Genomic DNA, 24,130 nt, shown 5'->3' on the forward strand with positions numbered 1-24,130 from the left:
GCAGATGCTCCCGCCCGGATCCGGTGATCCAAAGGATCCCCAGACATCCCGTTGGGCCCAGCGCCGCGCCTATGGCGCGGCGCATTTGCTTGGGGCACAGGCCGCCCCACGTAGACAAGCCCTAAGCAAACAGGCCCCAAGCGAACGAATCTCGCGCAATTGAGGTTCAGCCGATGTAATGCTTGCCCCTTCCAGCTCGCGAGGGCGCGCCGGGCGCAGCCCGGCGCCCGGCCCAAGGGTTTTCGGGGTTTTGGATTCCAAAACACCACAAACGCGCGGGAGCCCCCCCGCTGTCGCAGACTGGCTCCTACAGGCTGGCGCTCCGTAGTAATACGCGTCGGTCTCAGTATTGTTGACTTCGCGGCCTCTCGGGGCCAGAACCAGATCCAACTGGCAGTTGATGGGAGAACTCGATGAAAAAGGTCTATTCCAACGCCGCTGAAGCTCTTGATGGGTTGCTTCATGACGGCATGTTCATAGCGGCAGGTGGCTTTGGCCTCTGCGGCATTTCCGAGCTTCTGCTCGACGCAATCAAGGAGGCAGGCACCAAGGATTTGACCTTTGCCTCCAACAATGCAGGCGTTGACGACTTTGGCATCGGCATTTTGCTGCAGACCAAGCAAGTCAAAAAGATGATCTCGTCCTATGTCGGCGAGAACGCTGAATTCATGCGTCAGTATCTCAGCGGCGAGCTGGAGCTGGAATTCAACCCGCAGGGCACCCTGGCCGAGCGCATGCGCGCAGGCGGCGCAGGTATCCCGGGCTTTTACACCAAAACAGGTGTTGGGACTGTCATCGCCGAGGGCAAAGAGCACAAGGATTTCCCGACCGGTCCCGAAGGCCAGCCCGAGACCTACATCATGGAAGAGGGCATGTTTGCCGATCTCGCCCTCGTGAAGGCCTGGAAAGCCGATGAGACCGGCAATCTGGTGTTCCGCAAAACCGCGCGCAACTTCAATGTGCCGGCTGCCACCTGTGGCAAATTCTGCGTTGTCGAGGTCGAGGAAATCGTCCCCACCGGCTCGCTTGATCCCGATACAATCCATCTGCCCGGCATCTATGTGCATCGCATCATCCAGGGCGATCACGAAAAGCGTATCGAAAAGCGCACTGTCCGCGCGAAAGAGGAGGCCTGATCCATGGCATGGGACCGCAATCAAATGGCCGCGCGTGCAGCACTTGAACTGCAGGACGGCTGGTATGTGAACCTGGGCATCGGCATTCCGACCCTGGTCTCCAACTACATCCCTGAAGGTGTCGAAGTGACCCTGCAGTCGGAAAACGGCATGCTTGGCATGGGCCCCTTCCCTGTTGAAGGGGACGAAGACGCCGATCTGATCAATGCCGGCAAACAGACCATCACCGAGCTGCCACAGACCGCCTATTTCGATTCCGCGCAAAGCTTTGCGATGATCCGTGGCGGCAAGATCGCCATGGCGATTCTCGGCGCCATGGAAGTGGCGGAAAACGGCGACCTCGCCAACTGGATGATTCCCGGCAAGCTGGTCAAAGGTATGGGCGGCGCCATGGATCTGGTGGCAGGCGTTGGCCGCGTTGTTGTGGTGATGGATCACACCAACAAGCACGGCGACAGCAAGGTGCTGAAGGACTGCACCCTGCCGCTCACCGGCCAGAAGGTTGTCGATCGCATCACACCGAGGTCGGTGTGCTGGATGTGGTTGAGGGCGGCCTGAAGATCGTTGAATGCGCCGATGGCGTCTCTGAAGAAGAGCTGCGCGCCGCCACTCTGGCCACGATCGTCAGCTAAGCCACAGCACCCGGACATCAGCCTGCCTGAGTCCGCCTGGGCCAGCCTGGGCCAGCCCGGGCCCGGGCAAAAATCACTGCAATAGCCCGTCTCATTTTGAGATGGGCTATTGTTATTTTCCGGAAGCGTCAGCGCAATTCACCGCCAGACAAAACCCTGACCTTGACGTAAGGCAAACTGCCACGTCGGCCATAATAGCCGGTTCATCACAAAACCCGTATTTGAAGCGTTTTTTTTGGTGGCATAAAGCCGCTGTGAACACATTGCAGGCACAAATAACTTGCCAAGCGGCACAGGTAGTTTATCCGAAAGGCCACACACTAAAAACACGGCAGGCACATGACAGACACCAATGACCTTCCCGAAGCGCAGTCCACTGTGCGCTCTTCCCGCGATTGGGTTAAGATTTTGGCGCAGTACCGCGAACCCAATCAACTGCGCAGCAGCTTCGAGTTGGGCGTCAGTGCTATTCCCTTTTTCCTGCTCTGGGCGCTCGCCTGGTGGGCGCTGTCGATCAGCTCTGGCTGACCTTTGGCATCTCGGTGGTCAACGCCGCCTTTCTGCTGCGCCTGTTCACCATCCAGCACGACTGTGGCCACGGCGCCTTCTTCAAGAACCGCAAATTGAGCGACTGGGTCGGCCGCATCATCGGGGTGTTTACACTGACCCCCTATGACGTCTGGCGCCGCACCCATTCCGAGCACCACAGTGCGGCTGGCAATCTCGACAAGCGCGGCATGGGCGATGTGCATACGCTAACCGTCGCCGAGTATCAGGCCCTGTCGACCTTTGGCAAACTGCACTACCGCATCTACCGCAATCCTCTTACCCTGTTTGGGCTGGGGCCCAGCTATCTGTTCTTGCTACAGAACCGGATCCCACTGGGGCTGATGAAGAGTATGCGCTACTGGACCAGCGCTATGGGCACCAATCTGACCCTGCTGCTGATCCTGGGCGTGGTCTGGTATTTTGGTGGCTTGCTGCCACTGCTGCTGATCTTCCTGCCCTCAACTATTCTGGCCGCCACCGCCGGGGTCTGGCTGTTCTATGTGCAGCATCAGTTCGAGACCACGCACTGGGAGAACGCCGAAGACTGGCAGCTGCACGATGCCGCCCTCAATGGCAGCTCCTACTATGTTCTGCCTGCCGTGCTGCAATGGTTCAGCGCGAATATCGGCATACATCAGGTGCATCACCTCTATAGCCGCATCCCGTTCTACCGCCTGACCGAAGTGATCAGGGATCACTCTGAGCTGGCGATGAACAACCGGCTGACCATCCGTGAAAGCCTGGCCTGCGCCCGGTTGCACCTCTGGGACGAGGACAGCAAACGTCTGCTGTCCTTCTCGCAGGCCCGTGCGCTCTACGGCTGATCGCCAAACCGAAAAATCTATGCTTCGGGGCCAATATCCGGCCCCGAGCCCCGCATGAAGGCCTCTCCTGACAGAGATGCAGGATTCTGGGATACTGGATACAGGATACTGAGCGCCCTCCTCGCAGTACTTCCGCCGCATTCAGTTAAAAGCCCGCCATCGCACGTCAGGACAAAGCATGTCATGTCGGCGATGGATCTATCAAAGCTGTCGCCTGTGATCCTGTGTCCGCCCTGGGATAGCGACACATCGCGACACCCGGCGGCTGCCTATTTCATCCGGCGAAAAACGCAGCCGTCGCTGATCAGCTCTGGCGGTGTCAGGCACAGCGCACGGGCCACCTGATAGGCGGCCAGAACCTTTGGCACATAGTCCCGCGTCTCCGGGAAAGGCGGCACGCCTTGATGCGCCCGCACCGCGCCCTCGCCGGCATTGTATCCGGCCAGAGCCAGAACCGCGTCGCCGGAGAACTCCTCAAGCAGCCAATCGAGGTATTTGATGCCTCCGCTGATGTTCTGGTCCGCCACCAGCGCATCGCGCACCCCAAAGCGTGTGGCCGTATCGGGCATCAGCTGCATCAGCCCTGTGGCGCCTGCCCCGCTCACCGCATCACTTTGGCCGCCGGATTCGACCGCAATGACCGCCAGCACCAGCGCAGGCGAAACCCGCGATTCAGCCGAGGACAATAGTATGGGCACGGCTTGTTCTTCGATGATTTGCTGCAACAGCTGCAACCCGGGTGCTGCGACAGGTGCCTTGGCAGTTCTGAGCGCGTGCAGCGCCTGTTCCAGCCGGTTGCTGCCTGCGCCTGCCTCGATCCCAACAGGAACCCGTTTCCAGAACCAGCCATAGCGACCGATTTCACCCGTGCCCGCTGCAGTTGCCCCCGTGCCGTTTGCCCCCGTGCCGTCTGCCCCTGTGCCGTCTGCCCCTGTGCCGCCTGCCCCTGTGCCGCCTGCCCCGCTATGGGACAGGTTTCCTGGCGTCGGCTCTTCAATCTGAATGGTGATCTTGGGCGGGCTACCCGGCTTGGGCGCCACAACCCGGCGGGCTTCAAATTTCGGAAAGGCAGGCGGCGCAGGCTTGGAGCCCGTCTCTGGGCCTGTCTCTGGGCCTGTCTCTGGCGCCCCCTGCGCTGCGGACTCAGCCACGAGAAGGGGCATTAGAAGCGCTGCTAACACAAAAAGCAGCCCGATTGGGGATCGCAGGGTCATCTGAAAGCTCGATCTTGTGGTCTTTTGCCTGACAGACTCGCCTATTGCGGCGCCAAAAGCCAGTTTTTGGGCAGTAAATCTGGCGATATCGCCACATTTGCCCCCGCAAGCCGTAGCAAGGCCTGTTAGATTGACAAAAAGTAAAAAAATATTTCGTTACCAAACAAAGTGTTAATAGCAGTCCTGCCAAAAAGTAAAATTTGGGCAGCGATTTCCAGATTCCAGCCCAATTCCTGACACGCTCTACCGGCTATATGTACTCATCCAAGCGACACAGGGTCGGTGAGAGAGAGAGACAGACCCTGAAGCAACGTCACTTAGGAAACTGAAAAACTTTTGAGATCCTTTGGAGGGACAACACAATGATCAAATTCATCAAAAACTTCCGCAAGAATGACTCCGGCGCCGTGACTGTTGACTGGGTTGTTCTGACCGCCGCTGTTGCCGCTCTGGCCGGCGCTGCCTACACCGCGATCGAAACTGGTTCCAGCAACCTGACCGGCACAACCAGCACCTACATCTCTGGCAAAACTCCTACAGACGGCTAAGTTTAGCCTTAGCTAAACAAGCTCTAGGGCCGCGCCTTTTGCGTAAAGGTGCGGCCCTTTTCCTTAGCCAGATACGAGCGAGGGCCAAAATGAAAAAAATTTGGACATTTATCGCAAGTGACGATGGCGCTGTAACTGTTGACTGGGTGGTTTTGACCGCCGCTATGGCCGGGCTTGCTGTTCTGATTTCAACTCAGATGCAAGATGGCATCATGGGGTTGGTGAACGCAATGGTCGCCTACATGTCGAACTGGGACTTTAGCTGATCCAGTCGGATCACCGCGTAGCAAGGCAAGGTTTCGTCACTGTAAGACTTATCAACTTGCCGGTTCTGCCCTCTGGCGGAGCCGGCACCACATCAGAAAGGTCACACAATGCGCGCAGTATTTGGACTCGTCCTGATTATCGGTGTCGCCCTCGCCGGCGGCGCAGTGATGATGGCAAAGAATTACATTTCCGCCTATCAAAATGAGCTTGCCCGGGAGCGCGCCAATCGTGGCGAAGTGATCCCGACCACCGAAGTGTATGTGGCCAACAAGCAATTGAAATACGGCGAAAGACTAACCAAAGAGGCCGTTCGCAAGGTGCGCTGGCCCACGGAATCTATCCCCGAAGGTGCCTTCACCTCGCTGGAGACGCTGTTTCCGCCTGCCAATCCCGGCGATCTGCGGGTTGTCTTGCGCACCGTGGAAAAAGACGAGGCACTTCTGGTCGCAAAACTCACCAATCCCGGACAGGATGCAGGCATCACCTCGCAACTGCAGCGCGGCATGCGCGCCTTTGCAATCAGTGTTGATGTCTCCTCTGGTGTGTCAGGATTTCTGCGCCCCGGTGACCACGTGGATGTGTACTGGACAGGTTCCGTGCATGGCGCTGGCGATCGCAACAACCAGGATATCACCCGCCTGATCGAGCCCAGCATTGAGCTCATCGCGGTTGACCAGAGCGCCAGCTCAGAAGTGAATGGCGCAACGATTGCCCGCACAGTGACCGTGGCCGTGCACCCCGAGCAGGTTGCCGCTCTGGCCCAGGCACAGACCACAGGACGCCTGTCGCTGTCCCTCGTCGGAGCCGGAGATGACACCATCGCCTCGGTTGTCGAAGTGAACCAGCGCAAGCTGTTGGGTCTTGGCGAAAGACTTGCGCCCGAGCAGGTTGAACAAAAACGGGTCTGCACCATTCGCACCCGTCGTGGCGCCGAAGTGCTCGAGATCCCGATCCCCTGCAGCAACTAGAGCTGCGCGCCCTTTGGCCAGGACATTTGGCCCAGGTATCAGAGCACGCGCCAGGGAATCGTTGTTTATCAATGACCTAATATAAAAGCAGAGCCATCCTAACCGGGTGGCTCTGTTCCGTCTGTTGCCTCTCCCCCACAGCGAGAGGGGTGTCACAACACCCCGGAAGCCTTTGATTCTTGCAATAATTCGCAATCTGCAGCACAGTGGGTGAAAATAGCGGGCAAAAAGACCCGAAATTGAGGCGTGATCGGAAAGGCAGGTCACATGAAAATTCGTGGATTTATGGCGGCAGCTCTCACGGGGCTATCGCTTCTCTGCATGAGCGCACCGGACGCGGCTCTGGCCAATGGCGTGCGGGTTGTCAAACGAGGCACATCAGTCACGCTCGACGTGCCGATGAACCGCGCGGTCGTGGTGGAAAGCGATGATCCCTTTGCTGAGTTGAGCATCGCCAACCCAAATATCGCAGATATCTCGTCTCTCTCGGACCGCACCATCTATGTGCTGGGCAAATCCCCCGGTCTGACAACGCTGACATTGCTGGATGCCTCGGGCAAACTGATCACCAATGTGGATGTTCGCGTTGCTGCTGATGTTTCCGAATTCAAGCAACGGCTGCGCCAGATTCTTCCCGGCGAAAAAATTGAAGTACGTACCGCCAACGATGGCATTGTCCTGTCCGGCACTGTTTCAAGCGCCGCACGACTGCAACGCGCCATGGATCTGGCCGAACGCTACGCGCCTGAACGCGTCAGCAATCTGCTCAGCGTCGGCGGCGTGCAGCAAGTAATGCTGAAAGTCCGCTTTGCCGAAATGCAGCGCTCGGTGTCAAAGGCGCTGCATTCCTCTGTCGCTCTGGGCAATGCCAGTGGCAGCACCGTGGGCGAAAGCGGCACCTGGCTGGCGGGCGACAATGGCCTGAGCAATCCCACCATCACCCCGCAGGATGGTGTTGCCGGCGCTCTTGCCTTTCAGTTTGGCGCCGGATCCTTTCAGGTTGGCCTGCTGCTGGAAGCGCTGGAGCAAAAAGGCGTGGTCCGCACTCTGGCCGAACCAAACCTCTCTGCCCTCTCCGGTCAGGAAGCCAAATTTCTTGCGGGTGGCGAATATCCGATCCCGGTTGCGCAGGACAGCGGCAATATCACCATCGAGTTCAAACCCTTTGGTATCGAGTTGAACTTCATTCCACGGGTGGTTGACGGCGATCTGATCAACCTTGAGCTCAAGGCTGCCGTATCCGCTGTGGATCCGACAAACTCCCTTTTTGTCAACGACCTGCGGGTCAGTGCCTTTTCCAGACGGGAAACTGCAACCACGGTCGAGCTGCGCGATGGCGAGAGTTTTGCCATTGCTGGCCTCGTGAAGGACGAGTTCCTCGACAACTCATCACAGGTGCCCTGGATTGGGGACGTGCCTATACTGGGGGCTCTGTTCCGCAGTGCCGACTACCAGCGGGAACAGACCGAACTGGTCATCATCGTCAGCGCGCATCTGGTCACGCCCTCTCGTGGCGAAGCCCTCAGCCTGCCAACGGACCGCATCAAGCCGCCCAGCGAGTCGGAACTGTTTCTGTTTGGCCGTACTGTAAGCGCACAAAAAGGCCCAGCCAGCGAAGTTGCCAGACAAGACTTTAATGGCTCCTACGGCTATGTGATGGACTGAAGACGTAAAAGAAAGACCGGGACATGATCAAAAGCATATCGATCTTGGGGCTTGTTCTCAGCGCCGCCGCCTGCAGCCATCGTCAGGCGGGTGAGCCGCTGGACGAAAGCCTGCTGGGCGCGGCCACCCACAACAACGCTGCGGTCATGAGCGGTGAACGGGACTACGCGATACAGCTTGCTGGGCGGTTCGCCAAAGAAGTCCCGACAACCATCAACTTTGCTTTTGACGATGCCCGCCTTGATGGCGAAGCCCGCTCTGTGCTGGACCGTCAGGCCGCCTGGATCAAACAATTCCCCGAAGTTCGCTTTCGGGTCTATGGCCACACTGATTCGGTCGGGAGCAGCAGCTACAACAAACAACTGGGCCTGCGGCGTGCCCGCGCGGCGGTAAATCATCTTGTCAGCCGTGGCATCAGTCGCAGCCGCCTCGAGGCTATGGTCTCTCACCCTGAGAGCCAGCCCCTGATCCTGACCCAGGAACGCGAGCGTCGCAATCGCAGGACCGTGACCGAAGTCAGCGGGTTTTTCAAAAGGCACCCCACGGTTCTGGATGGGAAATATGCCCAGATTGTCTACCGCGACTACATAGCCAGCGCCGTCCCGGCCACCACCCTCACCTCTGAGCAGTCTCTCAACTCCAGCCTGGAATAGAGTCCGGCCCCTGCCAGTCCTCTCCGCCAGTCCTCCTCGCCCTGTGCTTCATAAGAGGCCTGATCCGGGCTGCCTCAAAGGCAGTATATCAGGCCTGCTCAGCCTGCCTTACTTCAAAAACCGTTCAACAATTCCCTACATTTGGGGTTTTTTGGCCCCAATCTTGCCCAGATGTTAATCGACATTGTGCCACAAGGGTAACCTGCGACCTGTGAATCGCTGGGCTGCCCTGGAACCATGAGGATGATGTCGATGAGCGGTGAAATGCCACAATCAGAAAACCCTGCCATTGTCGCCTGCACAATCAGCCGCGATGTGCAGAACTTCGACCTCCTTATAGAAGACATGGAGGCCGCACTTGGCGAGGCCTGGGGCGACCTGGGTTTTGGCGAAACCCTGGCGTTTTTTGCCCAGCCCGAAGCCGAGACCCTCGAATTTGTCGCCCTTGCAATGGACTCCCAGGATGAGGCCAATCTTGCGCAGATGGGCGAGATCATTTCACAAGCCAAAGCACGCAACATAAAAGTCATCCTGATCGCTGAAGAGGTCAGCCCCGCAGCCCTTCACACGCTGCTGCGCCAGGGTGCCGATGAATTTATTCCCTACCCCTTGCCGGAACGTGAGCTGCAGGCGGCGATTGACCGCATCAGCACACCGGGGCCGGACCCCGCAGCCCCAACAAACCCACATTTGCTAAAGTCAGACGCCCGCCGCGAAGGCGCTGTCATCGTTTGCCATGGCCTTGCTGGTGGCACCGGATCAACCACTCTGGCGGTAAACCTGGCCTGGGAGCTGGCCGAGATGAGCACCCAAAAGACGCCCTCGGTTTGCCTGCTGGATTTCGACATGCAACAGGGATCGGTCTCGACCTATCTCGACCTGCCCCGCCGCGAGATCGTGATGGAGCTGCTGAGCGAAACCGAAAACATGGACGCGGATATATTTGGTCAGGCGCTGCTGCCCTTTCAGGACAAACTGCAGGTCCTGACCGCGCCCAGCGAAATGATCCCACTTGATTTCATTTCCGTTGAGGATGTGGAGCGCGTGGTGGAAATGGCCCGCAGCCATTTTGATTTTGTCATTATCGATATGCCCCACACCCTGGTGCAATGGTCCGAAACCATTCTGCAGATGGCGCATGTCTATTTTGCCATGATCGAGCTGGACATGCGCTCGGCCCAGAACGCGCTGCGCCTGAAACGCGCGCTGCAGTCCGAAGGCCTGCCCTTTGACAAACTGCGTTTTGCGCTGAACCGGGCGCCGAAATTCACCGATCTCAGCGGTAAAAGCCGGGTCAAACGGATGGCCGAAAGCCTTGGTATCTCGATTGATCTGCAGCTGCCCGATGGCGGCAAGCCCATCACCCAAAGCTGTGACCACGGGCTGCCTCTGGCGACCTCAAATGCCAAAAACCCCCTGCGCAAAGAAATCGCCAAACTGGCGCGATCGCTGCACGATCTGGGGACCAACGAGACCGAGGCCGCTGCCTAGTTTCAAGCACTGTAATTTCGTTGAGTAGCCGGGGGGTCTCACATGTTTTCTAAATACAAGAAACAGGCAGCCAAACCAAAAGCCTCCGCGGCGGTCCCAGATGCGCCAGATGCGGTTGTCCCCGCAACCCCGGTCAAACCCGCCAGTAGCCTGCGGCGTCCGGTGACAAGCCTGGCCGCTGATGCTGGGGCCAAGGACAAGGACAGCAAACGCCAGGAACGCCTGAGCGACATCAAGGTTCAGCTGCACCGTGATCTGCTGGAAAACCTGAATCTGGCTGCCCTTGAGAACGCCCCTGAGGCCGAGCTGCGCGGCGAGATCGCGGCCATCGCGGCGGAAATCCTCGAAGAGAAGGGCATCGTGCTGAACCGCGAAGATCGCATGACCCTGAACAAAGAGCTCTACGATGAGGTCACCGGTCTGGGTCCGCTGGAGACCCTGCTGCAGGATGAAACTGTCAGCGACATCCTGGTCAACGGCCCGCATCAGATCTTTATCGAGCGCGAAGGTAAGTTGCAGTTGAGCAATATCGCCTTCAAAGATGAAAAGCATCTGATGCGGATCATCGACAAGATCGTCTCGGCCGTGGGGCGACGGGTGGATGAAAGCAACCCCTATGTGGATGCCCGTCTTGCGGATGGCTCGCGTTTCAACGCCATGGTGCCCAACGTTGCGGTAGATGGCTCGCTGGTGTCGATCCGGAAATTCAAAAAAGACAAACTGGGCATTGATGACCTGGTTGAGTTCGGCGCCTTTACAGAAGAAATGGCCGCTTATCTGCAGGCCGCCGTGTCCACCCGCCTGAATGTGATCGTCTCGGGCGGCACCGGCTCTGGGAAAACCACCACGCTGAATGCGCTGTCCTCGTTCATTGATAATGCTGAACGTATCCTCACCATCGAAGACACCGCCGAGCTGCAGCTGCAGCAGACCCATGTGGGACGGATGGAAAGCCGCCCGCCCAATGTTGAAGGCAAAGGCGAGGTTTCGCCGCGCGACTGTCTGAAAAACGCCCTGCGGATGCGGCCAGACCGCATTATCGTCGGCGAGACCCGTGGCGAAGAAGTCATCGACATGCTGCAGGCCATGAACACCGGCCACGATGGCTCGATGACAACCATTCACGCCAACTCGGCACGCGATGGCATTTCGCGTCTTGAGAATATGATCGCAATGGCAGGCATGGAGATGCCGATCAAGGCGGTCCGCAGCCAGATTTCATCGGCGGTGAACGTCATCGTGCAGGCCTCGCGTCTGCAGGATGGCTCGCGCCGCATGACCTCGATCACCGAGATCACCGGCATGGAAGGCGATGTGATTTCGATGCAGGAATTGTTCCGCTTCCAGCGCGTCGGCTTGACGCCCGACAACAAGATTATCGGCCATTTCACCGCAACGGGCGTGCGCAGCCAGTATTCCGAACGCTTCCGTCTCTGGGGCTACGACTTGCCGCCGTCAATTTATGAACCTAGCGCAGTGGAGGTCTGACATGCAACTGAGTGCAGAACCGGTCATCTATCTGCTAATCTTTGTTGGCGTGGTCGTGCTGGTCGAGGGCATCTACCTGGTTGCCTTTGGCAAATCCATCCGGCTCAACAATCAGGTCAACCGCCGTCTGGAAATGATGGAAAAGGGCAGCACCCGCGAGCAGGTGCTGGAACAGTTGCGCAAAGAGCTGGGTCAGCATGGCAAGTCCAAGACCATCCCGCTCTATTCACTGCTTGCCGAAAAGGCACAGAAAGCCGCCATCGCCTTTAGCCCCAAACAGTTGATGCTGATCATGGCTGGCCCGGCCTTCTTTGCCTTTATCGGGTTGAGCGTCGGCACCTCCACCCCTCTGGCGGCACGCGCGCTTGCGGCCATTGTGATCGGGGTTGGCGGGGTGTTCTTTTGGGTCAATAAAAAGGCCGCCACACGCATGGGCCTGATCGAAGAGCAACTGCCTGACGCCGTTGAGCTGATGGTGCGCAGCCTGCGGGTGGGCCATCCCTTTACCTCGACAGTGCAGATCGTCGCCCAGGAGATCGAAGACCCCCTTGCCACCGAATTCGGCATCATCGCTGACGAATGTGCCTATGGCCGCGATATCGGCGAAGCGCTGAAGGAGATGGCCGAACGGCTGGATGTGCAGGATCTGCGGTTCCTGTCGGTTGCGGTGACCATTCAGCAGCAATCAGGCGGCAATCTCGCCGAAGTCCTGGCGGGTCTGGCCAAGGTGATCCGGGCACGGTTCCGCCTGTTTCGCCGGGTCAAAGCCATCACGGCCGAAGCACAATGGTCCGGTAAATTCCTCTCGGCCTTCCCGCTGCTGGCCCTGATCGGCACCCTGCTGAAAGATCCGAACTACTACGATGGCGTTTTGGATCACCCCTATTTTATTCCGGCCTGTTTCTTTGTCGGCATCATGCTCACGGTGAATCTTGTCGTGATGCGTTTCCTGACCGACATCAAGGTTTGAGGAGAAAACCATGAACATCCTTGCCACCGCCGAAGGGTTTCTGACAGATCAGTTTGGTGCCTTTGGCCCCCTGCTCGCCATTGGCCTTCTGGGGCTTGTGATGGTTCTGCTCGCGGTTTTGTTGCTGCTGAACCAGCCAGAAGACCCGCTGAAGAAACTGCAGCGCAGCATGGAGCCCGAAACCCGGGGTAAGCCGCAAAAGGAACGCCTGCGTCAGAACAACCGCAATGAGCAGCTGCAAAAATTCGCCAGCTTCCTGGAACCCCAAAACGCAGAAGAGCTTTCGGCGATGGAGCTCAAGCTGCGTCAGGCGGGCTACAGCTCAAAGGATGCGGTGCGGTTTTTTCACTTTGCCCAGATGGCCCTTGGTCTGATCGGCCTCGCAGCCGGGCTGTTCTATGTCTATGTGATGAACGCTGATTTCAAATTCGACACCCAGGCTATGGTGATCCGGATCATCGGCCCCGGCGCGGCTGGCTATATGCTGCCCAAATACTGGGTCACCCGCCGTATTGCGGAACGCAAAGAGCAGATCGAGGCCGGTTTTCCAGACTCACTGGACATGATGCTGGTCTGCGTCGAAGCAGGCCAATCGCTGGATCAGTCCATTGTACGCGTCGCCTCCGAACTGCAGGCCTCTTATCCGCAACTTGCCTTTGAATTCGAGATCGTCGCCCAGGAGATGAAAGCCGGTAAGGATAAGGAAAAGGTGCTGCGCGATATGGGCACCCGCTGTGGGGTTCAGGATATCTCATCCTTTGTCACCGTGATGATCCAGTCCGCCGCCTTTGGTACCTCGATTGCCGAAGCCCTGCGGGTCTATGCCGCAGAAATGCGGGACAAACGGGTGATGCGCGCCGAAGAGGCCGCAAATAAGTTGCCAGTGAAGATGACCCTTGCCACAATGATGCTAACGGTGCCGCCGCTGCTGCTCATTCTGGTTGGCCCGTCGATCAAGAACATCATGAACATGGGCAATGCAGGCAACTGATACGGGCAACTGATACGGGCAACTGATGACGCATAAATCCGAACGGATCTTAACCGTTCACCGATATGGCCCCCGCGCCGCCGCCCTTGCCTTTGCAGTGTCGGCGGCAGCCTGTTCTCCGGCGGGGATTTCACAAAAAACACCCGGCTCCTGGGCCCCCGGCGTGGATACCAGCCAGGACAGTGAAGACCCCTTGGTGGTTGGTCACCGCCTGATGCAGGCTGCGGAATACGAACTGGCGCTGGATGCCTTTACCCGGGCGGCGCTGGAACACGGATTGACGGCGGAAATCCTGTCCAGTCTGGGCTCGGCCAACCTTGGCCTTGGACGGCTGGGACAGGCCGAAGACCTGCTGCGGCGCTCTATCAGCGAATCTCCGGATTGGGCCGAACCCTACAACAATCTTGGTGTCGTGCTGATGGAACGGGGCAAGACAGCAGAGGCGGTCCAGATCCTGAAACAGGCCTATGCTCTCAACAATGGCGAAAGTGACGCAATCCGGGATAATTTGCGGCTGGCTCTCGAAAAATTCGAAAATTCCGGCCATAGTGATCCGCAAGGCACAGAAAACAACACATACAAGTTGGTGCAGCAGGGCGGGGGCAACTACGCGATTCGCAAATCCCCCTGACCTTCGGAGGCTGAGCAGTAAAAGGACGCAGAAATATGCGCCAAGCATTTCTAATATCTGCATGTCTGGCAGGCGCCCTTGCGCTGTCAGCCTGCGACAAAGACAGCGGCGAAGAGACCGTTGAACGCGCCTTTCAGGACGTGAATGTCATTGATGAGAGCAATCTCAACGAAGTCATGCTGACGGTGGCCGATCCCAACCAGGCGGTGAACTATTTCCGCGACACGGCCAAAAGCGAGCCGGACCGGATCGACCTGCAGCGCGGGTTGGCGACGTCTTTGATCCGCGCCAAGCGCAACACCGAAGCGGTTGTGGCCTGGAAAAAGACCGTCTCGCTGGCTGAGGCCACCAATCAGGACCGTCTTGGCCTGGCGGACTCGCAAATCCGGACTGGCGACTGGAAAGGCGCCAAGGCCACGCTGAACACCATTCCTCCCACCCATGAATCCTACCAGCGCTACCGGCTGGAGGCGATGGTTGCGGATGCCAACAAGGACTGGAAACGCGCCGACAGCTTTTATGAGATCGCCGTCGGGCTGACCACCAGACCAGCCAAGATCATGAACAACTGGGGCTATTCCAAACTCACCCGTGGCGACTATAGCGGTGCCGAGCGGCTGTTCAGTGAAGCGATCCATCAGGACCAGAGCCTGTTCACCGCCAAGAACAATCTGGTTCTGGCCCGGGGCGCGCAGCACAACTACACCCTGCCGGTGGTGACTATGACCCAGGTTGAGCAGGCCGAATTGTTGCACACTCTGGCGCTTTCGGCGGTGAAACAGGGCGTCGTCAAAACCGGCGAAGGCCTGTTGCGTCAGGCCGTGGCCACCCACCCGCAGTATTTTGAGGCCGCAGCCAAGGCTCTGAACGCTTTGGAGAACGGCTGAACATGGTGATCCTTGCCGGATCGGCTGAGGTTGCCCGCTGGTTTTTGCCCTTTGTGCTGCCGCTGTGTTTTGCGGCCGCCTACACCGATCTCAGCAGCATGCGGATCCCCAACTGGATCAATGACAGTCTGGGCGCGGTCTATGTGATCCTTGGGCTGTTTATTATGCCGACCTGGGCCGACTATGGCTGGCACCTGCTGCATCTGCCCATTGGCGTCGCCTTTGGCTTTTTGTTCTTTACTGCGGGTGTAATGGGCGCAGGCGATGCCAAATTTATCGGTGCCGCCGCGCCATTGGTGGTGCTTGCCGATTTGCCCGCCCTGGTGATCATCTACACCGCCAACCTGCTGGCCGCCTTTGCCACCCATCGTCTGGTCAAATACACGCCCCTGCGCAAACTGGCGCCAGACTGGCAAAGCTGGAGCGTTGGCAACAAGTTCCCTATGGGATTTAGTCTAGGCGGCACCCTGGCGATCTACCTGATCCTGGTCGCCTGTTTCGGGCGCTAGCGCCCAAAAACAGATCCGAAGCGCAAGTCTCAAGCCCACCTCTGCGCAGATTGCGGATTTTGCAAAGTCCTGTACCTCCCCCTTATCCAGTCCTGATTGCCAAGGCTTGCTGCTGTGCAGTCCGACAAAGCCGCCGTTCGCTGTGGTTGCGAAAGAAATGGTGCCTTCCTTCGGTAACCCAGCAATCTGTTCTTCGCTGAAACGGCGTCTCTTCTCAGGGAAAGAGCAGACTACTCCTAGACGCTGGGCTTGTCAGGGGAGCAGCTTAAGTCGCAAAAGGCCTCTAATCTGCAGACCCCAAAAGCTATCGAAGAGACCGAGAGTCACAAACCAGCGGGGTTCCCACTCAACAAGACAGTTTCGTCTGTGATTTCATCATTTCGCACCCATTGAATCGCATCACCCCGCCGAAACATTGTCACGCAGCGCTCCTTGCCTTTGCCCAGCTTGGTCCATTGCCGACAGTACATATCACCGTCAATGCGCCAGCGACCCGTGTCATTGCGGCCATTTCGGATAATCTTCATTGTACTGTGGGACGTGTAGTAGATTGTATACTGTCCGGTTTTGTCTGTACCCTTCAGGGAATTTCCGGGCAGGATAGTGCGGATCTCACTCCCTGTAAGCTTTGTAAAATTCCTAGCAACAAGGGATTGAGACGTGGTTGCGCATGCGGTGAGACTGATAGCGGCAATGCAAGAGGCAACAACTATTTTCATTTGGATTTTTCCTTTTTTGAATTTCATTTCATATGGTTTGGCGATATTTTTTAGCGCCAGCCTCAGAGAGCCCAAAGCCTGTGTTCATTTGCGTGTCTACGCGGCCGACCTGGGGGTGAAAAAATTTGCAACAGGGCCAGGTCGGTCAAAGAGCTCGCTCGGTGTGCCACAGTCGACTAGTTTTCCATCAACTAAGAACCAGATCTGGTCCATCTTCCGGGCGACGGCCTGATTATGAGTGATAAGGAGTGTTGTCGCTTCGGAATCTCCCAACAACTTCAGCAAAAGCTGCGGGCCTTCGGAATCGAGGGCATCGTCAGGTTCATCCAGCAAGATCAAATGAGCTCCGGATAAGGCCGCTCTTGTCAGCATGACCCGGCGAATTTCCCCAGACGAAAGGTTCGTTCCCCATTCAGAAATCTTGCCGTCCAAACCTCCAATCCTCTTGAGAACATGACCCAGCCCATAGGTTTCTGCCATCGCCTCTATCTCAGCGTCCTTGGGTATTTGAGCAATCCCCATCGTCAGTGCACGTCTGAAGCTACCCGACAGAATGGGGGTTCGCAGGCTGATGTAGTCGATCATGCGTTTGCGGTCGCCCGATCCAAGACTGATTGGCGATCTGTCGCCCAGAAGAACCTGGCCGCTATCAGGGGCCTCCAATCCCGCCGCGAGTTTCAGCAAGGTGGATTTACCGCTGCCATTTGGCCCTAAAATTGCGATCTTTTTGCCCTTGGGGGCTTCAATATCGATCTTGTCCAGGATCCCAAAGGACGCATTGGAAAATCGCAAGGGTTTGGGCTCACAAACAAACTTGACCTCTGGCGCGGCTGGGGCGTCCAAAGTAGATTGCCGCAGCAAGTTCAGGCATTTATCGCGCGCCGCCACCCAAGCCTTGTAACGATCCCAGACGCCTGCCAAATCGCGCATTGGCTGGATCATCAGGCCGACCGCAGCAAGGGCTCCGGCAACTTCGGCAGCACGTATGTTTGCCTTAAATGCCGCATAGAAGACAGAAGCCGCAGCCAAGGCAGAAACTGCATCCGGAACGGCACGCAGGAATGACTTTGCTTTCACTCGGTCGACAGACGCCGTGATCAGATCATGAGTCTTCCGCAGCAACGCGTTTTGTTCGATCCGCATACGCCCCATCAGGCGCAATTCTGCCGCGTAGGGGGCCCTCTCGCTCATATCGGCGGCAAGAGTGCCCCGTCTTGACCGAAGTCGCCCGTGAACCTTGTTTAGCCGGGGGGCCACTAAAAGCATGACAAGGATGCCTGCCGCAATCGGAATACCGGCGGCCATGCCCAGCAACGGGTTGATGAGGAACACAACAAGCGTCGCAGTTGGCAGGACAATGCTGGATGAAATCAGTCGCGCAATTCCAGCGCTGATCCAGTTGCGAATGGCACTGAGATCGCCAACGAAACGCAAAGTGACAAAGCCACGCCGACGCTTTTCCAACACGTGGTTGGGAAGACGTGACAAATGCCGAAATAGCCGCAACCTGAGATCGGATGCGTAGTCTTGCCCTATCCTCTCACCCAGCACGCGCTCCAGATATCGCAAGGCGGCAATGGCCAGGCCCGCCGCAGCGATAAACAGCAGTGGCTGCACCGGAACCGGAGAGTCATTCAGGCGCAAATGGACAAACACATTGCGTGTAGCAAAGGCCGCAACACCTGCTGCAAATGCTTGCCCTAAGGCAATTGCAACAACTCCAAGCAGCTTTCTTGCGCGGCCATTTCCTGTGAGCTTCGGTAGTTTACTCATGACGCACCTCCGAACCAGGATCAGGCTGTAAGGACCTGATCCCTGTTTGAATTACGGATAAATTCCAGCAGCCCTCTTGCTGATTCCGCAGAGAGCAGTTCCTCTTTGGTGGCGATTGAGACGGCCGCAGCTTTCTCTGCTTCTTCGACGGCCATGGGGGAAGCGCTTACCTTGCCGGTCACAATCGAAGGCTCAATTCCCATGGACCGCAGCGCCTCGCATCCACCAACCACCGAGGCCGCACAGGGGGCCGCGAATATGACCCCGTCGAGAATTTGGCGCACTTCCGGTGATTTCAAAAGTGCGGCCGTCTCGGCCTGGAAAATGCCATCGGCAAACTCAATAACAGCAACGTCGCATCCGGCCGCTGACGCGTGACCAAGAAGGCTGTTCATTCCAGAAATGATCTGGGAAACAGGCAACTGATAGGTTGATACCATTCCGGCTTCAACGAAATCGGCTACAAAATGCGACGCAGTGTCCAGGTAAGCATTGTAGTCTCCGAAAGACCCGGTACCCGTCACCTTGATGGCCGAAACTTTGTGACCCGCTTTTGACAGGCCATGGGCGAAACTTGCGACAGCTGTTGTCTTGCCACCATTCATGGACGAGCCGACGGCACCAACTATCGTGAGGTTGATCGGCAGAACCATATTTGCCATTGCATAGTCGGCGATGTTGACCGGCGCGCCGTTGCTGCGCGAAATGACACCCAGCGGCTTTACTTTTGTGGGCCCGGACATTCGATGATTGGATTTCCGCATCGTCCCGATGACGCCACCGCCAGCCAGCATATCACTGCCGCTTTCATCAATAACTGCAATCCCTTCATACTGGTCCGGCGCGTAGCGTGCACCACACGCCAGCACAACAGTGTCGCCGGGATACAGCTGAGAGTACCGGCCCACGTTCAGTTGGACACGTTTATGAGAGCCGATCCTTTGAACCTCGCACAAGACAAGGTCGCCAGGGTTTGCAGCGGCAAAATCAGTTGTAAGGCGGGTGCAATCCTGCCGGTCGACGCGGCGGGTCGTAAACGCCCATTTTGCGTTTGAGATCAGATTGGTTTCGGTTTGTCCATTTGACATTCTGTTCTTCCTTTTCTGCTCGAATTGGATTTGGAGCCAGTGTTAGGCAACATTTGGTACGCGGCCCGGTCTGGGGTCGCTGGCAAATACGAGATCCGCCAGGCCTCCCCTATCGACGCACTCAACAAAGCCGTGCCCACAGCGCGGCAGGATTTTCAGGGTTACATCGGGGGCTGGAAGGCCACGCAAAGCCGCAGCGACATGCAGGGCCTCCACCCAACTTTTCGCTCGTTCCAATCGATGAAGACCTTGTTGTGCATCAATTGCTGGTCCGGAACGGGTATTGCGGTCTTTTTTGCAGTCCCTTTCTCCAACCGTCACAAGAATTGGCAATTTGAGGAATGCTGCCAGTCTGTCTTCCATAACGGGGCCCCAGTTGTGACGGCCCCAGGCGAGGTCCGACACCATAAGGAAAGGGTCTACTGTCGGGAAAAGGGAACCAGCCCGCAGAGGATACGGTTAGCGTCCGAAAGTCTCGGGATAGAGCATCGCAAAGCGGTGCGCGAACTGCGCGCCACCGGAAAACCCAGCCAGGTCGAATGCATCTGTTTGCCATATGCCCCTGGCACGCAGTTCTTTCATCAACCCGAACAGCGCCAGATCTGCACGCCCCTTTCTGACAACCTGCTGATAGTTCGGCCATGTTGGCTAAGAAAATAGCGGGGCGATAACGGGTCTTCCTGTTTTTCGCGCGTGGGCGGCAAGTTTTTCTGCCTGTACCTCTGCGCCCCGTTTTATCCCATGGACCGCCACAACAGGCGGGCCATAGGCACCGCTCGCCTCGGGGAGGGCAACCCAGCACGGCAAGCCGCATACGCTGGGTGCTGGCAAAAAAACCGTGGAAACTTCCGGGTCTTTAAGAGAGCCAGCCGCTGCGTCAAACAGGTCAGGGTTGTTCATGTACATTTTCGTCTCTCCCCAATCCGATGACTAACTCGCGTGCGAAAAGACCTGATCCGCCAATGCTTCGGGGAGCATGTCGAAAATCATATGAATGCGGTCTTCGTCGCCATCATTGCTGGCCTCGTGCATCACATTGTTGTCGAACCACCAAAGTTCGCCTTCTTTCATGCGCACTTCCTCATCGCCGGTTTTCATCCAGGAACCCGAGGTCGAACGCAGGACAAAATGATACCGGTCACGGACGCGGTAATATTCGCCATTATCAATATGGGGGTAGACCCGGTTCCCTGTGGCAAACAAACAATCTTGGCGCGTCCCAGAATGGAGTTTTGACTGGCCGCAAACGCTTCAAGAAACTTGCGGCCAGTCGGGTATTTCAACGACCCTGAGGTCCAGCGGCTTTCATGCACATCGCGGCGCTTGCGATCACCAATCGCGGATTTACGCAATCCACGCAGCGGTATCGCGAGCGCTTCGCGCTGAACCTTGATCTTGTCTTGCCGACCAGTCGAGTCAGACCAGGCGTCCTCCACACCAGAGATCTCTTGCAAGTAGGGAGCAGGATCGATGTTGGGCTCGATAAGCTTGAAATATTTCATCTCACGTTCTCTTTCCAAGTTGCGTTTTCATCGGTGGAAGCCCCAGTGTGGGTCGCTTCGAACTCTATATGTCCTCGCTGTCTGAAGCCTTCCTGACGGGAAGCAAAAACTTGCTTCAGCCTGCTGTAAGGTTCTGGCGGAAAGTAAAAGACCCGGCCGCGCTTGGGGCAACGATCTGTGGTATGTCCGACTGATAACCGCTGATGAATGCGGAAGCTGGCACATCTGGACTGGCTCTGCCGCCGTTGGCCTGATTGGCCTGCGATTGATCTGGGGGCTGATTGGTTCCCGATAGGGCAGGTTTTCGCAATTCCTGTTTAGACCGGGCGCGGTGACACTCTATCTGTGCACCACTCTGTGCACCGTTCGCCAGGGCCGCGAGGCGCGATATGCAGGCCGCAATCCTGCAGGGGCGGCGATGATCGTGGCGAACTTTGCAACCCTGTCAGCGACTGCCTTTACTGGTTGGCGCATGGTTAAACCCACGCGTCAGCCTTAGCCGGACAATCGCAAAGGCCAGTACCAGCGGCCAATGAAATATACGCACCAGCGGATCCCGGACGCCGACCATTATTCAACTACGGGCGATCTACTGGGGACAAATAGCTCATTGGCAGGCGGTGCCAGCGCCTCGGTCGGGACGACGGAATTGCCACGGCCATGATCGTCGTCATGATCATCGAATTCAAAATCAACCATGGCCAGCGTGGCAGGGTCGACCTTGACCTCTATTTCACGGCCTTCAGCATCGCGACCTTTGATTTTATAGCAACCATCCTCCGTCCTGATCCGGCGGACAGTCCAGCCTTGGTCTGCGACCATTGCCAGCACCGCCTTACGGGGTTGCCATTGGCTCATAGGGACGTGGCACTCATCGCCATCAGCCAGTGCTGCGCCAGCCGCGACAAGGCCTGCAAGTAGGGGTGCCATGTTCAAATACGTCTTCATTGTTCCATTTCCTGAAACTGGATTCTCTCAGGCTTTGTCGCCCACCGACCTGACGCCAACCTGAAGCGTATTGTCTTTGTGCTTAAGGTGCACATCAGCCTTTTCGGTGATAGAAGGACAACAGATGAAACGGGGCTAAACAGATATGCGCGTATTGTTGATCGAGGATGACACAGTGCTTGGGGCTGCGGTACGTGATCAGATCGCCGCTGATGGCTACTCCGTTGACTGGGCGACACGACTGGACGCAGCAAGCGAATTTGTGGCGGTTGCCGCCCATGATTTAATTCTGCTCGACCTGATGCTGCCCGATGGTCGGGGTCAGCCATTTTTGCGCCGTCTTAGAAAGCAGGGGGATGTAACGCCCGTGATCATCCTGACTGCGCTCGATCAGATCAGCGACCGGATCGACGGACTGAACGCTGGGGCTGATGATTATATGGTTAAACCCTTTGATCTGGCCGAGCTTTCAGCCCGGGTCGGTGCGGTTGCCAGGCGGTATTCAGGCAATCCCAACCCGCTGGTCACTTTGGCCGATTTAGAGGTGGATCTTGCCGCGCGTTCGGTGCACCGCGCTGGCAAGTTGGTGCCGCTAACCGCCAGGGAATGGGTGCTGTTCGAGGCCTTTGTACAACGGCCCGGGCAGCTATTGTCCAAAACCCAGCTAGAGGAGCGTCTCTATTCCTTTGGATCGGAAATCGAGAGCAACACGATCGAAGTCCACGTTAGTCGTTTGCGCAAAAAACTGGGGCATGAACGGATCGAGACAGTACGCGGTTTAGGCTACCGGCTGGGTGCAGCATGAAAATGCCCAGCTCTCTACAAGGCCGACTGGCACTCGCACTGGGGCTGTCGCTGACGCTGTTATGGCTGGTCACGGCATGGGCTACGAGCACGCTGCTCAGGGCCGAGATGGGCGAAGTATTCGATTCCACATTGGAGGAAACGGCACAACGAATCCTGCCTCTGGCGGTTCTCGATACGATCAATCGCGAGGGGGGAGTCGGTCAGCGCATCTCCACATTGCACGAGCACGAAGAGTTCTTCACCTATATTGTGCGCGATGATCAGGGTCATGTCCTGCTGCGATCGCATGCCGCTGAGGATGCGGTTTTTCCGGCGTTTGACGGGATGGGATTCCGCCAAACTGCGACCCACAGGCTCTATTATGATGCCGCGCTGCAAGGGTCGATCACTATTGCAGTCGCTGAGCCGCTGAGCCATCGCGCCGATGTCGCGCGCGAAGTTACAATTGGGTTAATCTTGCCGCTATCTGTGGTCATTCCGCTTGGCTTGATCGGCGTGTTATTTATTGTCCAGCTCAGTCTGCGATCCGTACGGCGCTTTAGCCGTGCCTTGGCAAGACGGGGCGCAAGCGATCTTTCGGCGGTTGGCGATGATAAACTTCCCGAGGAAATCAAGCCCATGGCTAAAGCCGTGAACAACGTGCTGAACCGTCTGGGTCGCACGCTTGAGGCCGAACGAAGCTTTGCCGCAAACGCCGCGCACGAATTGCGCACTCCCGTTGCCGCAGCGCTGGCACAGACCCAACGTCTGATGAGCGAGACATCCGATGCCAATGTGGGCCAAAGGGCTGACGACATCGAGGTGTCACTCAGACGATTGACCCGGTTGTCTGAAAAACTCATGCAATTGGCGCGCGCCGAAGGCGGACGCTTGCGGCTCGACAACAGCTCAGATCTGCGCCCCATACTCAGAATGGCGCTCACTGAATTGAACCAAGCCGCAGGACCAGGCCGTATTGAAATTGAAACCCCAGCCAAACCGGTACTGTCGGACCTTGATCCTGATGCGTTCGCCATCGTCGTCCGAAACTTAGTCGAAAATGCCCTGCGTCATGGCGGCAGCGACACCGCAATTAAAGTGCGCCTGAACCGTAATGGTACCCTGCACGTGATCAACGATGGCCCTCCAGTCTCACCCGAAATACTGGCCCGATTAACCGCGCGTTTCGAGCGCGGGCAGACGAGCGGTAAAGGCAGCGGACTGGGCTTGTCCATTGTGCAAGCAATTGCGGATGGCGGGCAAGCGACATTGGTGCTGCACTCGCCGCTACCGGGCGGGACGGAGGGATTCGAGGCGGTGTTTCAACTACCGGGGAGTGCTGAAAAAGATTGATGGTCGCTTTCATCAGTTTATTTGTGCCTTCTTGAAAAAACGGTCAGCGAAACCTGAAACGACCACCCACACCCCAAGGTGCAAGATCGCCGCCCCAAACACAGGACATCTTGCAAGCGCCGCCTGGCATTTTGTGGGTCGGGCCGTCCTTGCCTTTGGGCGGTATTTTGGCCGGTGTACAGAGGCTCTGACTTTCAATGTCGCCAACCTGTCGCGATCCAATCCGGGACGTCTTCCCATGCGCCTTGCGCAACGATAAGGCGGTTGCTCATGTGGTTCCTCCAAGAGGAGGATATCCGACTTTTGTTTATCTGTGAAAATATCCGCCTCCGATAGCGCATGACTTGCACTCCATCTCTTCAAAAGGACTTACGTGTTGCAGCGACCCGTTGAAGCCACCCCACAAAGCCGACATCTAAGCAGTCTGCAGCATCATTTGATGCCACTATGGTACGCTGAGCGTCCGCTTTCGGGAAAACAGCACTAGTAGTTCGCATCTGCAGCGGTCCTGTCGCGGCAGGCGGAATGAACGTCCAGA

The 24,130-nt window shown here is 57.3% G+C and carries 23 protein-coding genes and 2 pseudogenes; 17 read left to right on the forward strand and 8 right to left on the reverse strand.

Features of this window, described 5'->3' with window-relative positions; genetic code table 11:
• Window positions 1-413: 413 nt before the first annotated feature.
• The 3 genes and pseudogenes from B4968_RS19135 (at window position 414) to B4968_RS19145 (ending at window position 3,141) form a co-directional block, all read left to right on the forward strand.
• Window positions 414-1,136, forward strand: a complete 723-nt coding sequence (locus tag B4968_RS19135; RefSeq protein ID WP_083100909.1) for a CoA transferase subunit A — start codon at window positions 414-416, stop codon at window positions 1,134-1,136.
• 3 nt (window positions 1,137-1,139) lie between these two features.
• A pseudogene (locus B4968_RS19140) lies at window positions 1,140-1,768 on the forward strand (3-oxoacid CoA-transferase subunit B).
• 339 nt (window positions 1,769-2,107) lie between these two features.
• Window positions 2,108-3,141 (forward strand): annotated as a pseudogene (locus B4968_RS19145) (fatty acid desaturase).
• A 269-nt stretch (window positions 3,142-3,410) separates the two neighbouring features.
• On the opposite strand, the gene B4968_RS19150 reads toward B4968_RS19145, so the two are convergent.
• Window positions 3,411-4,304, reverse strand: a complete 894-nt coding sequence (locus B4968_RS19150) for a lytic transglycosylase domain-containing protein (protein ID WP_241525856.1) — start codon at window positions 4,302-4,304, stop codon at window positions 3,411-3,413.
• A gap of 413 nt (window positions 4,305-4,717) precedes the next feature.
• Between B4968_RS19150 and B4968_RS19155 the strand changes: the two genes are divergently transcribed.
• The 12 genes from B4968_RS19155 (at window position 4,718) to B4968_RS19205 (ending at window position 15,423) form a co-directional block, all read left to right on the forward strand.
• Window positions 4,718-4,903: a hypothetical protein gene (locus B4968_RS19155; protein ID WP_083100911.1), complete on the forward strand. Its 186-nt coding sequence runs from the start codon at window positions 4,718-4,720 to the stop codon at window positions 4,901-4,903.
• An 89-nt stretch (window positions 4,904-4,992) separates the two neighbouring features.
• The gene (locus B4968_RS23735) at window positions 4,993-5,169 is read left to right on the forward strand and encodes a hypothetical protein (RefSeq protein WP_162843579.1); all 177 of its coding nucleotides are present in this window, start codon (window positions 4,993-4,995) and stop codon (window positions 5,167-5,169) included.
• A 108-nt stretch (window positions 5,170-5,277) separates the two neighbouring features.
• Window positions 5,278-6,138: a Flp pilus assembly protein CpaB gene (gene cpaB, locus B4968_RS19160; RefSeq protein ID WP_083100912.1), complete on the forward strand. Its 861-nt coding sequence runs from the start codon at window positions 5,278-5,280 to the stop codon at window positions 6,136-6,138.
• A gap of 267 nt (window positions 6,139-6,405) precedes the next feature.
• Window positions 6,406-7,803, forward strand: coding sequence for a type II and III secretion system protein family protein (locus tag B4968_RS19165; RefSeq protein ID WP_083100913.1), 1,398 nt, complete (start codon window positions 6,406-6,408; stop codon window positions 7,801-7,803).
• A gap of 23 nt (window positions 7,804-7,826) precedes the next feature.
• The gene (locus B4968_RS19170; protein ID WP_083100914.1) at window positions 7,827-8,456 is read left to right on the forward strand and encodes an OmpA family protein; all 630 of its coding nucleotides are present in this window, start codon (window positions 7,827-7,829) and stop codon (window positions 8,454-8,456) included.
• Between the two features lie 252 nt (window positions 8,457-8,708).
• Complete coding sequence (locus B4968_RS19175) at window positions 8,709-9,947, forward strand: CpaE/TadZ family protein (protein WP_083100950.1); 1,239 nt, start codon at window positions 8,709-8,711, stop codon at window positions 9,945-9,947.
• A gap of 42 nt (window positions 9,948-9,989) precedes the next feature.
• Window positions 9,990-11,435 (forward strand): TadA family conjugal transfer-associated ATPase, encoded by a 1,446-nt coding sequence (locus B4968_RS19180; RefSeq protein WP_083100915.1) that lies wholly within the window; start codon window positions 9,990-9,992, stop codon window positions 11,433-11,435.
• A 1-nt stretch (window position 11,436) separates the two neighbouring features.
• Window positions 11,437-12,405: a type II secretion system F family protein gene (locus tag B4968_RS19185; protein ID WP_083100916.1), complete on the forward strand. Its 969-nt coding sequence runs from the start codon at window positions 11,437-11,439 to the stop codon at window positions 12,403-12,405.
• 10 nt (window positions 12,406-12,415) lie between these two features.
• The gene (locus tag B4968_RS19190; RefSeq protein WP_083100917.1) at window positions 12,416-13,396 is read left to right on the forward strand and encodes a type II secretion system F family protein; all 981 of its coding nucleotides are present in this window, start codon (window positions 12,416-12,418) and stop codon (window positions 13,394-13,396) included.
• A 25-nt stretch (window positions 13,397-13,421) separates the two neighbouring features.
• Window positions 13,422-14,027: a tetratricopeptide repeat protein gene (locus tag B4968_RS19195; protein ID WP_083100918.1), complete on the forward strand. Its 606-nt coding sequence runs from the start codon at window positions 13,422-13,424 to the stop codon at window positions 14,025-14,027.
• A gap of 35 nt (window positions 14,028-14,062) precedes the next feature.
• The gene (locus B4968_RS19200; protein WP_083100919.1) at window positions 14,063-14,914 is read left to right on the forward strand and encodes a tetratricopeptide repeat protein; all 852 of its coding nucleotides are present in this window, start codon (window positions 14,063-14,065) and stop codon (window positions 14,912-14,914) included.
• Between the two features lie 2 nt (window positions 14,915-14,916).
• Window positions 14,917-15,423 (forward strand): prepilin peptidase, encoded by a 507-nt coding sequence (locus B4968_RS19205; protein ID WP_083100920.1) that lies wholly within the window; start codon window positions 14,917-14,919, stop codon window positions 15,421-15,423.
• Window positions 15,424-15,746: 323 nt separating this feature from the next.
• Here the strand turns inward: B4968_RS19205 and B4968_RS19210 are convergent, their stop codons facing one another.
• The 7 genes from B4968_RS19210 to B4968_RS19235 all read right to left on the reverse strand — a co-directional run bounded on the left by B4968_RS19210 (window position 15,747) and on the right by B4968_RS19235 (window position 21,453).
• Entirely contained in the window at window positions 15,747-16,217 is a 471-nt protein-coding gene (locus B4968_RS19210) for a hypothetical protein (RefSeq protein ID WP_083100921.1), read from the reverse strand.
• 21 nt (window positions 16,218-16,238) lie between these two features.
• Window positions 16,239-17,915, reverse strand: a complete 1,677-nt coding sequence (locus B4968_RS19215; protein ID WP_083100922.1) for an ATP-binding cassette domain-containing protein — start codon at window positions 17,913-17,915, stop codon at window positions 16,239-16,241.
• Window positions 17,916-17,935: 20 nt separating this feature from the next.
• Window positions 17,936-19,003: a P-loop NTPase family protein gene (locus tag B4968_RS19220; RefSeq protein ID WP_083100923.1), complete on the reverse strand. Its 1,068-nt coding sequence runs from the start codon at window positions 19,001-19,003 to the stop codon at window positions 17,936-17,938.
• Window positions 19,004-19,045: 42 nt separating this feature from the next.
• Window positions 19,046-19,366 carry a hypothetical protein gene (locus B4968_RS23235; protein WP_139792920.1) on the reverse strand — a complete coding sequence of 107 codons (321 nt, stop codon included), beginning with the start codon at window positions 19,364-19,366 and terminating at the stop codon, window positions 19,046-19,048.
• Between the two features lie 567 nt (window positions 19,367-19,933).
• On the reverse strand, window positions 19,934-20,206 hold the full coding sequence (locus B4968_RS19230; RefSeq protein ID WP_083100925.1) for an aspartyl/asparaginyl beta-hydroxylase domain-containing protein: 273 nt from the start codon (window positions 20,204-20,206) through the stop codon (window positions 19,934-19,936).
• Window positions 20,098-20,505 (reverse strand): hypothetical protein, encoded by a 408-nt coding sequence (locus tag B4968_RS23680; protein ID WP_162495050.1) that lies wholly within the window; start codon window positions 20,503-20,505, stop codon window positions 20,098-20,100. The genes B4968_RS19230 and B4968_RS23680 overlap by 109 nt, the downstream gene beginning before the upstream one ends.
• Window positions 20,506-21,075: 570 nt before the next feature.
• Complete coding sequence (locus tag B4968_RS19235) at window positions 21,076-21,453, reverse strand: PepSY domain-containing protein (protein ID WP_083100926.1); 378 nt, start codon at window positions 21,451-21,453, stop codon at window positions 21,076-21,078.
• A gap of 145 nt (window positions 21,454-21,598) precedes the next feature.
• On the opposite strand from B4968_RS19235, the gene B4968_RS19240 reads away from it, so the two are divergent.
• Both B4968_RS19240 and B4968_RS19245 read left to right on the forward strand, forming a co-directional pair.
• On the forward strand, window positions 21,599-22,258 hold the full coding sequence (locus B4968_RS19240; RefSeq protein ID WP_083100927.1) for a response regulator: 660 nt from the start codon (window positions 21,599-21,601) through the stop codon (window positions 22,256-22,258).
• Entirely contained in the window at window positions 22,255-23,592 is a 1,338-nt protein-coding gene (locus B4968_RS19245) for an ATP-binding protein (RefSeq protein ID WP_083100928.1), read from the forward strand. Before B4968_RS19240 ends, B4968_RS19245 begins: the two co-directional genes overlap by 4 nt.
• Window positions 23,593-24,130: the final 538 nt, after the last annotated feature.

The organism is Pseudophaeobacter leonis (assembly GCF_002087335.1).
In the GTDB taxonomy this organism is placed as follows: domain Bacteria; phylum Pseudomonadota; class Alphaproteobacteria; order Rhodobacterales; family Rhodobacteraceae; genus Pseudophaeobacter; species Pseudophaeobacter leonis.

Excerpts from the sequence above, each read along its gene's own strand:
- B4968_RS19135 (WP_083100909.1), top strand. The coding sequence starts at position 414 with ATGAAAAAGGTCTATTCCAACGCCGCTGAAGCTCTTGATGGGTTGCTT.
- B4968_RS19150 (WP_241525856.1), bottom strand. The coding sequence starts at position 4,304 with ATGCCCCTTCTCGTGGCTGAGTCCGCAGCGCAGGGGGCGCCAGAGACA.
- B4968_RS19155 (WP_083100911.1), top strand. The coding sequence starts at position 4,718 with ATGATCAAATTCATCAAAAACTTCCGCAAGAATGACTCCGGCGCCGTG.
- B4968_RS23735 (WP_162843579.1), top strand. The coding sequence starts at position 4,993 with ATGAAAAAAATTTGGACATTTATCGCAAGTGACGATGGCGCTGTAACT.
- cpaB (WP_083100912.1), top strand. The coding sequence starts at position 5,278 with ATGCGCGCAGTATTTGGACTCGTCCTGATTATCGGTGTCGCCCTCGCC.
- B4968_RS19165 (WP_083100913.1), top strand. The coding sequence starts at position 6,406 with ATGAAAATTCGTGGATTTATGGCGGCAGCTCTCACGGGGCTATCGCTT.
- B4968_RS19170 (WP_083100914.1), top strand. The coding sequence starts at position 7,827 with ATGATCAAAAGCATATCGATCTTGGGGCTTGTTCTCAGCGCCGCCGCC.
- B4968_RS19175 (WP_083100950.1), top strand. The coding sequence starts at position 8,709 with ATGAGCGGTGAAATGCCACAATCAGAAAACCCTGCCATTGTCGCCTGC.
- B4968_RS19180 (WP_083100915.1), top strand. The coding sequence starts at position 9,990 with ATGTTTTCTAAATACAAGAAACAGGCAGCCAAACCAAAAGCCTCCGCG.
- B4968_RS19185 (WP_083100916.1), top strand. The coding sequence starts at position 11,437 with ATGCAACTGAGTGCAGAACCGGTCATCTATCTGCTAATCTTTGTTGGC.
- B4968_RS19190 (WP_083100917.1), top strand. The coding sequence starts at position 12,416 with ATGAACATCCTTGCCACCGCCGAAGGGTTTCTGACAGATCAGTTTGGT.
- B4968_RS19195 (WP_083100918.1), top strand. The coding sequence starts at position 13,422 with ATGACGCATAAATCCGAACGGATCTTAACCGTTCACCGATATGGCCCC.
- B4968_RS19200 (WP_083100919.1), top strand. The coding sequence starts at position 14,063 with ATGCGCCAAGCATTTCTAATATCTGCATGTCTGGCAGGCGCCCTTGCG.
- B4968_RS19205 (WP_083100920.1), top strand. The coding sequence starts at position 14,917 with ATGGTGATCCTTGCCGGATCGGCTGAGGTTGCCCGCTGGTTTTTGCCC.
- B4968_RS19215 (WP_083100922.1), bottom strand. The coding sequence starts at position 17,915 with ATGAGTAAACTACCGAAGCTCACAGGAAATGGCCGCGCAAGAAAGCTG.
- B4968_RS19220 (WP_083100923.1), bottom strand. The coding sequence starts at position 19,003 with ATGTCAAATGGACAAACCGAAACCAATCTGATCTCAAACGCAAAATGG.
- B4968_RS23235 (WP_139792920.1), bottom strand. The coding sequence starts at position 19,366 with ATGGAAGACAGACTGGCAGCATTCCTCAAATTGCCAATTCTTGTGACG.
- B4968_RS23680 (WP_162495050.1), bottom strand. The coding sequence starts at position 20,505 with ATGAAATATTTCAAGCTTATCGAGCCCAACATCGATCCTGCTCCCTAC.
- B4968_RS19235 (WP_083100926.1), bottom strand. The coding sequence starts at position 21,453 with ATGAAGACGTATTTGAACATGGCACCCCTACTTGCAGGCCTTGTCGCG.
- B4968_RS19240 (WP_083100927.1), top strand. The coding sequence starts at position 21,599 with ATGCGCGTATTGTTGATCGAGGATGACACAGTGCTTGGGGCTGCGGTA.
- B4968_RS19245 (WP_083100928.1), top strand. The coding sequence starts at position 22,255 with ATGAAAATGCCCAGCTCTCTACAAGGCCGACTGGCACTCGCACTGGGG.